At 43.5% G+C, this 13,052-nt stretch carries 13 protein-coding genes; 3 read left to right on the top strand and 10 right to left on the bottom strand.

The window, feature by feature from the left end; translation table 11 throughout:
* Window positions 1-58: 58 nt before the first annotated feature.
* Both speA and JBF11_RS02380 read left to right on the top strand, forming a co-directional pair.
* A complete protein-coding gene (speA, locus tag JBF11_RS02385; RefSeq protein ID WP_334315787.1) occupies window positions 59-2,005 on the top strand; it encodes a biosynthetic arginine decarboxylase in 1,947 nt (648 codons plus the stop codon).
* 20 nt (window positions 2,006-2,025) lie between these two features.
* A complete protein-coding gene (locus JBF11_RS02380; protein WP_334315786.1) occupies window positions 2,026-3,225 on the top strand; it encodes a saccharopine dehydrogenase family protein in 1,200 nt (399 codons plus the stop codon).
* A 124-nt stretch (window positions 3,226-3,349) separates the two neighbouring features.
* Here the strand turns inward: JBF11_RS02380 and mdtI are convergent, their stop codons facing one another.
* The 5 genes from mdtI to JBF11_RS02355 all read right to left on the bottom strand — a co-directional run bounded on the left by mdtI (window position 3,350) and on the right by JBF11_RS02355 (window position 7,316).
* The gene (gene mdtI, locus JBF11_RS02375) at window positions 3,350-3,679 is read right to left on the bottom strand and encodes a multidrug/spermidine efflux SMR transporter subunit MdtI (RefSeq protein ID WP_334315785.1); all 330 of its coding nucleotides are present in this window, start codon (window positions 3,677-3,679) and stop codon (window positions 3,350-3,352) included.
* A 10-nt stretch (window positions 3,680-3,689) separates the two neighbouring features.
* Window positions 3,690-4,046 (bottom strand): DMT family transporter, encoded by a 357-nt coding sequence (locus JBF11_RS02370; protein WP_334315784.1) that lies wholly within the window; start codon window positions 4,044-4,046, stop codon window positions 3,690-3,692.
* Window positions 4,047-4,152: 106 nt separating this feature from the next.
* Window positions 4,153-4,647, bottom strand: coding sequence for a translation initiation factor 2 (locus JBF11_RS02365; RefSeq protein ID WP_334315783.1), 495 nt, complete (start codon window positions 4,645-4,647; stop codon window positions 4,153-4,155).
* Entirely contained in the window at window positions 4,641-6,044 is a 1,404-nt protein-coding gene (gene argH, locus JBF11_RS02360; protein WP_334315782.1) for an argininosuccinate lyase, read from the bottom strand. Before argH ends, JBF11_RS02365 begins: the two co-directional genes overlap by 7 nt.
* A gap of 69 nt (window positions 6,045-6,113) precedes the next feature.
* Window positions 6,114-7,316 carry an argininosuccinate synthase gene (locus JBF11_RS02355; protein ID WP_334315781.1) on the bottom strand — a complete coding sequence of 401 codons (1,203 nt, stop codon included), beginning with the start codon at window positions 7,314-7,316 and terminating at the stop codon, window positions 6,114-6,116.
* A 122-nt stretch (window positions 7,317-7,438) separates the two neighbouring features.
* Here JBF11_RS02355 and JBF11_RS02350 point away from each other — a divergent pair, with 122 nt between their 5' ends.
* Complete coding sequence (locus JBF11_RS02350) at window positions 7,439-8,272, top strand: UPF0280 family protein (RefSeq protein WP_334315780.1); 834 nt, start codon at window positions 7,439-7,441, stop codon at window positions 8,270-8,272.
* A 75-nt stretch (window positions 8,273-8,347) separates the two neighbouring features.
* On the opposite strand, the gene rpsT is transcribed toward JBF11_RS02350, so the two are convergent.
* The 5 genes from rpsT to ilvN form a co-directional block, all read right to left on the bottom strand.
* Window positions 8,348-8,617 (bottom strand): 30S ribosomal protein S20, encoded by a 270-nt coding sequence (rpsT, locus tag JBF11_RS02345; RefSeq protein WP_334315779.1) that lies wholly within the window; start codon window positions 8,615-8,617, stop codon window positions 8,348-8,350.
* 127 nt (window positions 8,618-8,744) lie between these two features.
* Window positions 8,745-10,874, bottom strand: a complete 2,130-nt coding sequence (glyS, locus tag JBF11_RS02340) for a glycine--tRNA ligase subunit beta (protein ID WP_334315778.1) — start codon at window positions 10,872-10,874, stop codon at window positions 8,745-8,747.
* A 14-nt stretch (window positions 10,875-10,888) separates the two neighbouring features.
* A complete protein-coding gene (gene glyQ, locus JBF11_RS02335; RefSeq protein ID WP_334315777.1) occupies window positions 10,889-11,767 on the bottom strand; it encodes a glycine--tRNA ligase subunit alpha in 879 nt (292 codons plus the stop codon).
* A gap of 34 nt (window positions 11,768-11,801) precedes the next feature.
* On the bottom strand, window positions 11,802-12,548 hold the full coding sequence (gene recO, locus JBF11_RS02330; protein ID WP_334315776.1) for a DNA repair protein RecO: 747 nt from the start codon (window positions 12,546-12,548) through the stop codon (window positions 11,802-11,804).
* A gap of 12 nt (window positions 12,549-12,560) precedes the next feature.
* Window positions 12,561-13,046, bottom strand: a complete 486-nt coding sequence (gene ilvN, locus JBF11_RS02325) for an acetolactate synthase small subunit (RefSeq protein WP_334315775.1) — start codon at window positions 13,044-13,046, stop codon at window positions 12,561-12,563.
* Between the last annotated feature and the right edge of the window lie 6 nt (window positions 13,047-13,052).

The raw sequence follows: 13,052 nt of genomic DNA, 5'->3' as shown, positions 1-13,052 counted from the left end.
TTTTTCCCGTTGAAAAATATCCGTGACATATGAAATGATTTAAGCTATATTAATCACAATGTCACCTTTTGTGAGGATTGAGAAATTGGCAAAAATAAAAACGCAAAAATGGGATATTGAAGATTCAGCCGAATTATACGGTATCCGCAACTGGAGCGCCGGATATTTCGACATTAACCAGCAGGGTGAAGTCACCATAAAACCTTACGGCGTCAAAGGCGGTCCGGCTATAAGCGTCGCAACAATCATTCAGGAAATAAAAGAACGCGGTTATAATATGCCCGTGCTTTTGCGTATTGAAAACATACTTGATTCGCAAATTTCACTTTTGCACCATTGCTTTCATGATGCGATTGTCCAACTTGGCTATAAAGGCGAATACCGGGGCGTTTTTCCGATTAAAGTAAATCAGCAGCAGCAAGTTGTCGAAGAAATCGCCGATTTCGGAAAAAGTTTTCACCATGGATTGGAAGTCGGTTCCAAAGCGGAACTTATTGCCGCCGTTTCTCAAGTTAAAAGCAGAAAAGCTTGTCTTATCTGCAACGGATACAAAGACGAGGAATTTATCAACCTGGGGCTGCATGCGATGCGCCTTGGCTATAATTGCATTTTCGTATTGGAAATGCCCGGAGAATTGGATACAATTTTGGAATGTGCAAAAACGCTGAATGTCGTTCCTCAAATCGGCGTGCGCGTCAAACTCAGCACCAAGGCAACGACGGGACACTGGGCGGAATCCGGGGGCGAACGTTCGTCTTTCGGCTTGACTTCCGCACAAATCATCGATGTTGTCGATACGCTGAAAGCAAATAACATGCTCGACTGCCTGAAACTTTTGCATTATCATTTAGGCTCGCAAATACCCAATATCCGCGATATCCGTTCCGCCGTCATGGAAGCGGCAAGAATTTACGCAGGACTTGTGCAGGAAGGGGCAGCCATGGGTTATATCGACCTTGGCGGCGGACTTGCCGTGGATTACGACGGTTCACACACCAATTATGTAAGCTCCCGCAACTATTCGCTGAATGAATACTGCACCGACGTTGTGGAATCCGTCATGACGATTATGGATGAGCAAAATACCCCCCACCCGCATATTGTTACGGAATCAGGACGCGCCACGGTTGCGTACTATTCGATTTTGCTTTTCAACATCTTGGATGTCAGTCTTATTGAAATCGGAAATCTGCCGGAAAAATTGCCGGAAGACACCCCCGAACCGATTGTCAATTTAAAAGAAGCGCTTGAAAACGTTAATATCAGAAGCCTGCAGGAATGTTATAACGACGCACTGTATTATTATGACGAAGTCCGCCAGCTTTTTGTCACCGGACGGGCGACGCTCAGGCAAAGAACCTTGGCGGAACGGTATTATTGGGCAATCATGCGTTCCATTGCGGAAGAAAAAGACAAACTTAAAACCGTTCCCAAAGAACTGCATGAGATCAATTCAAAATTAGCCGATATTTATTATTGCAATTTCAGCGTATTCCAATCACTTCCAGATTCATGGGCTATTGACCAAGTATTTCCCATCATGCCTGTCCACCGCCTGAACGAATATCCGGATCGGCGCGGGATTTTATCGGACATGACTTGCGACAGCGACGGAAGAATCAATAATTTCATTGATACGCAAGGTATGAAAAACACGTTGGAACTTCATTCCTTAAAAAACGGTGAAGAATATTATTTGGGAGCATTTTTGGTTGGTGCATACCAAGAAACGCTGGGGGATCTGCACAATCTCTTAGGAGATACCAATGTCGTTTCCATTCGTGTGCAGGAGGACGGAACCTATGAATTTGTCCGCGAAATCAGCGGGGATTCCATTTCCGACATTTTAGCCTATGTCGAATACGAACCCAGAAGAATTTTGGAAAATATCAGACATAATGCGGAAAGAGCCGTCAGAAATAAAACCATTACTCCCGCAGAACGTTTTTCCATTATGCAGGCTTTTGAAAATGGCATGCGCGGTTATACGTATTTTGAAAGATAAACCCCTAAAAGGAGAATAATATGGCAAGAGTTTTAATCATCGGCGCAGGTGGTGTAAGTTCTGTTGTCGTGCATAAATGCGCACAAGCTAACGATGTTTTTACAGAAATCCATTTGGCGAGCCGCACAAAAGCCAAATGCGACGCAATTGCCGAATCTGTAAAAAAACGCTATGGCGTAACTGTTCATACGGCATCCGTTGACGCTGATAATGTTTCAGAACTTGTTGCTTTAATTAATAAAGTCAAACCAGTAATGGTTATCAATGTCGCACTGCCGTATCAAGACCTTACCATTATGGACGCCTGCCTCGAATGCAATGTCCATTACCTTGATACTGCCAATTACGAACCAATCGACCTTGCGAAATTTGAATATAAATGGCAATGGGCTTATCAGGACAAATTCAAAGAAAAAGGCTTGATGGCGCTTTTGGGCAGCGGTTTCGACCCCGGTGTTACGAACGTATTTTGCGCCTATGGACAAAAACATTTGCTTGATGAAATACATGTGCTCGATATTATTGACGCCAATGCCGGCGACCACGGCCTGCCTTTTGCAACGAACTTCAATCCGGAAATCAATATTCGTGAAGTCACCGCCCGCGGACGGTATTGGGAACGCGGAGAATGGGTTGAAACCGACCCGCTTTCCTGGAAAATGAGCTTTGATTTTCCTGACGGAATCGGACCTAAAAACTGTTATCTCATGTATCACGAAGAATTGGAATCCCTTGTGCAAAATCTTAAAGGTATCCGCCGCGCAAGATTTTGGATGACATTCTCCGACAATTACCTCAACCACTTAAAAGTATTCGGCGGCGTCGGCTTACTCGGCATTGAACCTATCGAATACAAAGGGCAGTCCATAGTGCCTATCCAATTTTTGTCAAAATTGCTTCCGGACCCCGCAAGCCTCGGACCTTTGACAAAGGGTAAAACCTGTATCGGCTGCGTAATGCAAGGTATTAAAAACGGTCAGGAAAAAACGTATTATGTCTATAATATCTGCCAGCACGAAGACTGCTATGAAGAATTGGGCTCCCAAGCGATTTCCTATACCACCGGCGTACCTGCCATGATCGGCGCCATGATGATGGTTACGGGCAAATGGATGAAAGCCGGCGTTTGGAACATGGAACAAATGGATCCGGATCCGTTTATGGAACAGCTCAATAAATTCGGCTTGCCTTGGCAAGTTGCCGAATTGCCGAACAAATAATTTATAAAATATAAAAAGCCTTACAAATGTGAGGCTTTTTATATAATGATTATTTTTTGCAGAAAAAACATATGAAAAATTGTTTTTTCTGCTTTTTTATGATTTTTTTAATTAACACAATATGTTATAAGCGCAGTAAAACAATTCCGCACATTAAAAGCGCAATACCCAAAAATGCGCTTTTATGCATTCTTTGCCCAAGCAATACCCAACCGGACAAACTTGTGCCTAAAATTCCAAAACAGCCCCATAACGCATACGCAACAGCCAAATCCAAATCCTTTACCGCAATGGAAAGAAAACCAAAAGCCACAGCAACGCAAAACAAGGCTGTGACCCCTAAGGTTTTTCTTTTAAAACCGTTTGATTTTGCCAATAAGATATTGGCGATAATATCCAATAAAGCGGCGCATAACACCAATAAAACAGAAAAGGAAAAAATATTTGCAAACATAAAATCTCCATTAATGGGTATCTGTTCCGAAGTGCACTAAAAAACCGCCGCTAAGAACACAAACAAGTCCAAGTCCTTTAATAAGATCAAGATTTTCGCCTAAAACGGTTACGGAAAAAGATACAATAAAAACCAAGCCCAAGGCGTCCCATAAGGCAAAGGCAACGCCGACAGGCAATGCGGTTACGGCTTTCGCAAGGCTGAAATACGAGCAGGCTATGCACGCCCACATAATTGCAAGTCCAAGTTCTGACCCGAAAGAAAATTGCCATGAATGGGAAACTTTCATTATCGAAGTGCCGACAACTTCAAATAAAATAGAAAGCAATAAAAAAAGCCAATGCAGCCAAGTAACGTTGACAGACATACGATACTCCTTAAAAAAATGTTAAAAAGGAATACCGCTCTAAAATAAGGTAAAAAGAGCTAAAAATAAAAATGAACGATGTAAAATCCGCACAAAACCATTCATATCATAAATTCAATAAAATTTTCTGCGCCTGCAAAGAAACGGAACTTGCCTGCAGCGCTTCCCCGGAACAAGAACAATTTTCTTTTTTATAGCCGATGATTTCCTGCAAGATTTGCTCTGCGTGTTCTATATGTTCCACCCAGCAGGTACATGCTCCGTAAAGCATAAGTCCTGCGGATTCCAATGGTCCGCGTATTCCCAAAACAGGTTTTTGCAAACCGTAAGCAATGCCCACCTCAACTCCGGCGTCTTGTCCGGATGTTCCCAAATAAATAATGAAATCAGCCTGCTTACAGGATTCGGCACAAAAAGAAAAGACTTCTCCTCCATGATCGGTATCCATCCATTCACGCCGTTTTGCGGCATTCAACCCTTCAGGCGGAGTCGCTTTAAGCGTCCAATCCAAAATTTCATATCCCATTTGCCGCATGCTTTTTGCAAGCAAACGCACCGCATGGATGTTTTTAAACGAAGAGGCTATATAGACTTTTAACATTGTGCGGCTAACCAAACTTTCAATTCGTCCAATTGGTTTTTAACAGAAACAGGACCTGTTCCGCCGCTGGCGTTACGCCGTTTTACAGCCGTAAAATAATCTAAAACCACATAAACATCATCGGTCACCTGAATATGATAAGGGTCGCATAAATGATTAAAATCCTGCAATGATAACTCTTCCAAGCCGACTCCCCTATCCTCGGCAAGGGCGACAGCCCGTCCGGTGATATGATGGGCTTCTCTGAACGGTATTCCTTTTGTCACAAGATAATCAGCCAATTCCGTCGCATTTAAAAAGCCCGCTTTCAAAGCTTTTTCCATTTTATCAGCTCTGAACCGTATGCCTTGAAGCATTTCCGCCATAATGCTCAAAGAAGTCCGCACGGTTTTATCCGTATCCATAAAAGGAATTTTATCTTCCTGCAAATCACGGTTATACGTAAGTGGCAAACCTTTGAGGGTAGTCAATAAATTCATTAAATTTCCATAGGTGCGTCCGGTTTTTCCCCGCATGATTTCCGCGACATCCGGATTTTTCTTTTGGGGCATGATGGAAGAACCGGTTGAATGGGCGTCGGATAAATAAATGAACGCAAACTGCGGATTAGCCCACCAAATCAGTTCTTCGCAAAAACGTGACAAATGCATCATGATCACCGACCCTGTAAAAAGGGCTTCCAGAACATAGTCACGGTCAGCAACGGTATCCATGCTGTTTTTAAAGACACCATACATATTCAGCTGTTCGGCAACCGATTGGGGATTAAGATTATACGTTGTTCCCGCAAGAGCCGCGGCTCCCAAAGGACTGATCCTCGCGCGCCTTTCACAGGCGCAAATCCTTTCAGCGTCGCGTTTAAACATCCAAGCATAGGCAAGCAGATGATGAGCAAGGCTCACCGGCTGTGCCGGCTGCATGTGCGTACATCCCGGAAGCAATACGCCTTGGTTTTCTTCCGCTTTGTCAACCAAAACCGCAATCAGATTTTTTGCAAGCTCTTCCCATAAACGCAGGCAATCGGAAGTATAAAGACGCAAATCAAGGCAGCACTGGTCGTTTCTGCTTCTTCCCGTATGCAGTTTTTTTCCGACTTCGCCCACAAGTTCCGTAAGACGTGTTTCAATATTCATATGCACATCTTCAAGTTCTTGTTTCCACACAAGTTTTCCGCTTTCAATTTCTTCAAGAACACGATCAAGACCGCTGCATAATATTTCAGCCTCTTCCTTCGTCAAGATACCTTGTTCCGCAAGCATGACCGCATGGGCTTTCGAACCCATGATGTCTTGTTTATACATTTTCGTATCAAAGGAAATTGATTCGGTATATGCTTCAACTTTTTTCGAAGTTGCTTCTTTAAAACGCCCGCCCCAAGGTTTTTCCTGTGCTGCCATAATTATTCCCCATAGGTTAAAAATCCCCCATATTTGCATACAGGGGATTAACAATATCAAAAAACAAAATTAATATCTTTTTACACGGTCGGCATAACCGCGGATACGAAGGCTTTGCAAACGGATAAAGCCCGCGGCGTCCTTATGGTCATAAGTAGCGCATTCTTCAAACGTCGCAAGGTCTTGACAATAAAGGCTGTTTGGTGAAAAACGGCCGACCGGCCATGCCATGCCCTTGTACAATTTTAAACGGACTTCGCCTGATACGCCTTCTTGGGTTTTATCAATAAGAGCTTGCATGGCTTCTCTTTCGGGAGAGAACCAAAAACCATTGTAAATCGCGGAAGCATAACGGGGCAAAATTGTTGCGCGTGTCGCAAGCGCTTCACGGTCAAGGCAGATGCCTTCCAAATCCTGGTGGGCGATATAAAGGACTGTTCCGGCAGGAGTTTCATAAACACCGCGGGATTTCATGCCCACAAAACGGTTTTCAACCATATCGAGGCGTCCGATACCATGCTTGCCGGCGATTTTATTGAGGCTGAGCATAATATCCATAGGCTTCATAAACGTACCGTTTATAGCGACAGCGTCCCCTTTTTCAAAAGTGATTGTGATGTATTCCGGTTCATTCGGCGCTTGTTCCACAGGCACGGTCATGATATGTGATTCCGGTTCAGGTTCTGTCCATGGATCTTCAAGTTCGCCGCCTTCAAAGGAGCAATGAAGCATATTTCTGTCAATGCTGTAATGCTTGCTGCTTGAAGTAAGCGGAATGCCATGTTTTTCTGCAAATTCAGTAAGGGCGGTTCTTGACATTAAATCCCATTCACGCCAAGGAGCAATGACTTTGAGTTCAGGAGCCAAAGCGTTTATTGACAATTCAAAACGGACTTGGTCATTGCCTTTGCCGGTCGCACCGTGGGCAATAGCTGCTGCGCCTTCTTTTTTTGCAATTTCAACAAGACGTTTTGCAATGAGAGGACGGGCGACAGAAGTTCCCAAAAGATACCTGCCTTCATATAACGCACAGGAACGGAGCATAGGGAAAATATAATCACGGGCAAATTCTTCTCTCAAATCTTCGATATATGCTTTGGTCGCACCGGTCTTCAGCGCTTTTGGTTCAACACCGTCCAAATCATCTTCCTGACCCAAATCAGCGGTAACAGTGATCACTTCATAATCATGGGCGACTTGAAGCCATTTTAAAATAACCGATGTGTCCAAGCCACCGGAATAAGCAAGAATAACTTTTTGTTTACCTGCCATTATATTCTCCTCCAAAGGGTTTACTTGATTATTTCCATAAAATATTATTTAATGCATTTGTGAATAATACGGTTTTCTTTTAAAAATGTAAAGAATTAACAAGCGGTTCCCTAGAGTTTTTTATGAAAACAGAAATTTACGCCAGCCCTTACCGGACATACCGGACCAAACAAAATAGTCCTGAAAATCATGCTGATGAACAGCATGTTCAAATTATTGTCGAAGAAACAGATTTATTCATCACGCTGACAAAAGATATAGACAAAACCGAAATAATCAAATTCTGTACAAAAGAAATTCAAGAAATTCGCAGTATTATAAAGTTTTGGATAAAACTTTATCCTGAAATCCAACACAGTTTGGAACCAATTCAATGCCCGCCGGATGCTCCGCTTTGTATCGCTGAAATGTGCAAGGCAAGCAGTTTCGCCCATGTCGGCCCTTTCGCCTGCATTGCCGGAATGATTGCCCAATTCATTGCGGCAAAAATCCATTTTTATTTGCAGGAAAAACAATTATGTTCCGATGTCATTGTTGAAAATGGCGGAGATATTTATTTATATTCAAGTAAAGAAAGAATTGTCGGCATACTGGCAAATCCAAAAGAAGAATGCATGCTTGGCTTAAGGTTTGCCAAAGAACAATTTCCCCTAGCTGTTTGTTCCTCTTCCGCAGCAATAGGACACAGCTTAAGTTTCGGACAAGGCGATTTATCCGTGGTGATAGCCAAAAATGCCAGTTTGGCGGACGCCCTTGCGACAAGCTATGGCAATGTATTAAAATCAGCGAAAGAAATCAGTACGGTTTTGACCCAGGCACAAAAAGACTCCCGTATTGCAATACAGGACAACCCTTTTTCTGGAGCAAAAGAAAAACACGGTGTATTAGGTGTTTTTCTGCAAATTGATGAAAAAATCGGAGCTTGGGGAAGTATTGAACTGGCGGCGATACGATAAGTTTATAGTAATTACAAAAAATTAAACGACAAAAAGTCCCATGTGGGACTTCGTGTCAGGAATGTACGAAAAAAATTAAGCTTTTTCGATTGCGTTCACAGCTTTAGCTAAACGAGAAACTTTACGTGCAGCTTTTTTCCAGTGAATAACGCCTTTGCTTGCGCTTTTGTCAAGAGCAACAGTAGCGCCTTTAAGAGCTTGTTCGGCAGCAGCTTTGTCACCGTTCATAATTGCGGTACGAACGTCTTTTACGAGATTTTTCATACGGGTACGTGCGGCACGGTTGCGGGCATTACGTTTAATGCTTTGTTTATGACGCTTAATAGCTGATTTATGATCAGCCACGAAATCCTCCAAAAAAACGGAATCATATCCATTTAATGTTATATGTTCTCATGTGAAAAATTTATGTATACATAATAAGCAAGATTGTCAAGCAATTAATGTTTTAAAACAATCCTGCAACACCGCTTCATATTTGCAGGTTTGCAAAATCAGCCATACGGTTCATACGGCTCATAACCGCAAAAAGCATATTCATACGGTTTTGCCGTACATTCTTATCTTCCGCCATAACCATGACGCTTTCAAAGAAGGCGTCTACAAGAGGGCGAAGCTTAGCCATGGCGTCCATGACGGGCATGAAATTATTATTGGCAAAATTGGTATCGAATACGTCGGAAAAAGCTTTAATGCCTTTATCAAGTTCTTTTTCCGCGTCACTTTCCAATAAAGACGAATCATACGCACAGGACAAAGAATGTTCGGCTTTCGCCAAAATATTGGTCATACGTTTCAAAACCTGCGCGTTTTCAGTAAAATCTTCTTTACGCATAAACGCTTTCAACGTATTTAAACGCTTTTCGGTTGCCCAGACATTATCCGCTTCAAGGTTTCCGTCGGTATCCCTGCCATTCATGACAGCGTCCACAACAAGGGTCTCGCTGCCTTCGCCGACGAAATAATGTTTTAAGCGGGCTTGGCAAAATTCAAGAAGTTTTTCAAGGGTTTCTCCTTTGGAAAATTTCCATTTAATATCATCCGCATAAAAAGAATACGCTTTTTCAAAAAGTTCTGAAAGCGGAATTTCATAACCGAACTCAAGCAAAATCCTTGCGATACCCAAAGCCGCCCGTCGTAAAGCATAAGGGTCTGCCGTACCGGTCGGAATATTGCCAAGTCCGAAGCAACCGACCAAGGTATCGGCCTTGTCAGCCATTGAAAGGCAAGCACCCAAATCACTCATGGGCAAAAGGCTGTTTGGTCCCGTTGGCAAATACTGCTCGGTCAAAGCCATGGCGAAAGGCGGTTCCCATCCCTCTTTCAAAGCATAAATGCTGCCCATGGTTCCCTGCAGGGTATCAAACTCTCCAACCATTTTTGACATAAGGTCTGCTTTACACCAACGACCGGCACGCTGCGCAAGAAGTACTCCGTTATCCAAATGGTCCCCGCCTGCAAGCCCTACTTTTTCACCAAGCCAGCCGCAAAGCTGTTCCAAACGGCGGCTCTTGTCTCCCATTGAGCCAAGAGGACCAAGGAAAATAACTGAATCAAGCATGGGTACCCATTTTTCAAAACTGTCCTTCAAGTCTTCTTTCCAGTAAAAACGGGCATCTTCAAGTCTTGCACGCACAACTCTTTCCCAGCCTGCACGCACAACTTCAATATCTTCCGGATCAATATTGAGAACAGTCAGGAATTTATTCAAAAGTTTCCTGTCCTGCCCTTGAATACCAAAGCATTTTTGGTGATGTTCGATGGTTGTCAAAATAACTTCTTTCGGTAGCTCAAGGAAGCTTTCGTCAAAACTGCAAATAACAGGCACAGGCTTTTCCACCAAACCCTGCACTTCGTCAAGCAAATCGTTTTTCCAAATGATTTTCGCCCCTTCTTTGAGTTCGGCAACCAAGGTGTTTGCCATATCGATAATATATTGGCGGCGTTTGACGGAATCACAGACAATTCGGCTTTTTTCATAAAGCACTTCTTCCAGATCGTCAGCATGTCCGATAACGAAAGGACCGAAACCATGCACCCTATGCCCGTACGTTTGATTGGATGAAACAACATCTCCGACTTTAAAAACAATGGGTAAATGGTCAAGCATAGCCAAAACCCATTGTAATGGGCGGGCATAGGCAAACGTTTCCTCACCCCAGCGCATACGTTTCGGAAATGGAAGCGCGGCAATAATTTGTGGGCAAATTTCCTGCAAAACTTCTTCGGCTTTTTTACCGCCGCTTTTTTTATTGACAGAAATGTATTCGCCCTTTTCCGTTTGCGTGCGGACAATATCTTTTTCTTCAGCGCCTTGCCCGCGAATAAATCCTTGTCCTGCCTTGGACAGGTTTCCGTCTTTATCATAAGCGATGTTTACGGCAGGACCAATAATATTTTCTTCAAGTATCGGTTGAACTTTTTCGAGGTCATATATATGCACGATAGCCCTGCGCGGCGTACTGCGGGTTTCAATTTTTTCAAAACCCAAGCGGTTTTCTTTTAAAAGGGCTGTAAAACGTTCCGCCAATTCCTTTTCCGTAGTTTGCAAAAAACGTGCGGGGATTTCTTCGGTTCCGATCTCTAAAACAAAATGGCTCATATCTTCCTCACAAATTACTTATTGATTTTATTGAGTAACGGATAATTTAAAGATTTACGCTGTTCGACATAAAGCCGTGAAATTCCGGACGCCAACGCTCTGACTCTGCCGATATATCCTGCTCGTTCGGTAATGGAAATTGCATTGCGGGCATCAAGCAAATTGAACGTATGGGAGCATTTCATGCAGTAATCGTATGCCGGAAGAGGCAAGCCAAGCTCGATAAGGCGGCTGCATTCAGCTTCAAAATCGTTGAAATGCCGCAAATGCATTTCAGCGTCGCTTTCCTCGAAATTGTAGCGTGATTGCTCGACTTCGTTTTGATGATATACCTGCCCGTATGTCACTTCATCATTCCACATGATATCATATACGGAATCCTTACCTTGAAGATACATGGTCAACCGTTCCAATCCATAGGTGATTTCAACACTGATCGGACTTAAATCAATACCGCCCACTTGCTGGAAGTAGGTGAACTGCGTCACTTCCATACCGTTGAGCCACACTTCCCAGCCGAGCCCCCAGGCGCCGAGAGTCGGAGATTCCCAGTCATCTTCAACAAAGCGGATATCATGTTTGGCAGGGTCAAGGTTCAAAGCCCTCAAACTGCCAAGATACAATTCTTGAATATTTTTAGGCGATGGTTTCAAAATAACCTGAAATTGAAAATAATGCTGCAAACGGTTCGGATTATCCCCGTAGCGACCGTCCGTCGGACGGCGGGAGGGCTCAACATAAGCGGTTTTCCAAGGCTCAGGTCCTAAAACCCTGAGAAATGTCGACGGATTGAACGTACCGGCGCCGCATTCGATATCAAAAGGCTGCACGACAGCACAGCCTTGCTGCGCCCAATATTGTTGCAAAGTAAAAATAACGTCTTGAAAATTCATATCTAACTCCTCAATAACCCTATCTCAAACCACACTAGGCAAAACTTCGGCGGAAAGAACCGTCATTCCATTCCAGCCCGACATGATAACGGATATGGGCATCAATTATTCTTCCCAATTCTCTGAAAATTGCAGAATCTGCAGCATGCAGCACCCAATATTCAGGTGAATATTCTTGAATATCGGATAAAATGTCAAGTGTTTCCCTTGAAGCGTTTAATCCCATAGCGCCTAAAGGCTTGCAGGATAAACACGTAAAATATCCTTCGGAAACCAAAAATACGGAATTTTTTTCTAAAATTTTTCCGCATTTGGGACAAATCTTAGGATCAAGCAAATACCCTTGCTCGGCGACAATCCGCAGGCGAAACAGTATGGGCAGCATGGCGAAAGCGTTTTCAACGGAATTGAGCAAATGCAGCATGGATTTCGTCAGTAAAAAAATCTTTTCACTGTCTTCCGGACTGACTCCAAGCGCTTCCACAAACCGTATGCAATTTGCCGCCATGCCCTGCCGTTTGAAATCCGTACGCAGTCTTTGATATTGTTCCAGCAAGGTCGTTTCCTGCAAATTTAAAAACTGTCCGTTTTTAGAACTCGCCATTCTTGCCGCAATGGTATTATAACTGTCCAAACACCCGCTGAACCTCCGCCTGCTTCTGCTTCCGCCGAAAGCAAAAGCTGTGGTAATACCGTGATTCCGCGTTAAAAGTTTCACCCATAAATCTGTTTCACGGAATTTTCCAATCCGCAAAACAATGCCGTTATCAATAAATTCCACACAAAACCCGAATCAGTCAAGCTGCATGGCCCGTTTCAAAGCAACCGTTCCGGTCCTGGCGATTTCTTTTATGCCGAAACGTCCAAGCAAATTCAGAATGGCTTGCAGCTTATCGTACGTTCCCGTCGCTTCTATGGTAAATTCATTAATGCTGACATCGACAACCTTGCAGCGGAAAATATCCACAATACGCAAAATTTCCTCGCGCTTCGTTTCTTCCGCGTTGACTTTCACAAGCATCATTTCCCGCTCAACATGGGTATGGTCGATAAAATCAACGACTTTGATAACAATGACAAGTTTGCGCAATTGTTTGATGATTTGTTCAACAATCAGCTCGTCCCCATAGGTGGTGACGGTCATATGCGAAACACCTTCCTCAAGAGCGGGTGCGACGTTCAGTGATTCAATATTAAATCCGCGTCCGCTGAAAAGCCCGGCAACACGGGAAAGCACCCCCGGTTCATTTTCCACTAAAATAGATAACACTCTGCGCATAACAAC

The organism is Taurinivorans muris (genome assembly GCF_025232395.1).
Taxonomy (GTDB): Bacteria; Desulfobacterota; Desulfovibrionia; order Desulfovibrionales; family Desulfovibrionaceae; genus Taurinivorans; species Taurinivorans muris.
Note: the sequence above shows the minus strand (reverse complement) of the source record. Positions and strands in the feature narration are given on the sequence as shown.

What these genes read in the sequence shown, in the direction of transcription:
- JBF11_RS02355 (WP_334315781.1), bottom strand. Translation starts at nt 7,316, where the DNA reads ATGGCAGGTAAACAAAAAGTTATTCTTGCTTATTCCGGTGGCTTGGAC.
- JBF11_RS02380 (WP_334315786.1), top strand. Translation starts at nt 2,026, where the DNA reads ATGGCAAGAGTTTTAATCATCGGCGCAGGTGGTGTAAGTTCTGTTGTC.
- JBF11_RS02350 (WP_334315780.1), top strand. Translation starts at nt 7,439, where the DNA reads ATGAAAACAGAAATTTACGCCAGCCCTTACCGGACATACCGGACCAAA.
- ilvN (WP_334315775.1), bottom strand. Translation starts at nt 13,046, where the DNA reads ATGCGCAGAGTGTTATCTATTTTAGTGGAAAATGAACCGGGGGTGCTT.
- argH (WP_334315782.1), bottom strand. Translation starts at nt 6,044, where the DNA reads ATGGCAGCACAGGAAAAACCTTGGGGCGGGCGTTTTAAAGAAGCAACT.
- JBF11_RS02370 (WP_334315784.1), bottom strand. Translation starts at nt 4,046, where the DNA reads ATGTCTGTCAACGTTACTTGGCTGCATTGGCTTTTTTTATTGCTTTCT.
- mdtI (WP_334315785.1), bottom strand. Translation starts at nt 3,679, where the DNA reads ATGTTTGCAAATATTTTTTCCTTTTCTGTTTTATTGGTGTTATGCGCC.
- JBF11_RS02365 (WP_334315783.1), bottom strand. Translation starts at nt 4,647, where the DNA reads ATGTTAAAAGTCTATATAGCCTCTTCGTTTAAAAACATCCATGCGGTG.
- speA (WP_334315787.1), top strand. Translation starts at nt 59, where the DNA reads ATGTCACCTTTTGTGAGGATTGAGAAATTGGCAAAAATAAAAACGCAA.
- glyQ (WP_334315777.1), bottom strand. Translation starts at nt 11,767, where the DNA reads ATGAATTTTCAAGACGTTATTTTTACTTTGCAACAATATTGGGCGCAG.
- glyS (WP_334315778.1), bottom strand. Translation starts at nt 10,874, where the DNA reads ATGAGCCATTTTGTTTTAGAGATCGGAACCGAAGAAATCCCCGCACGT.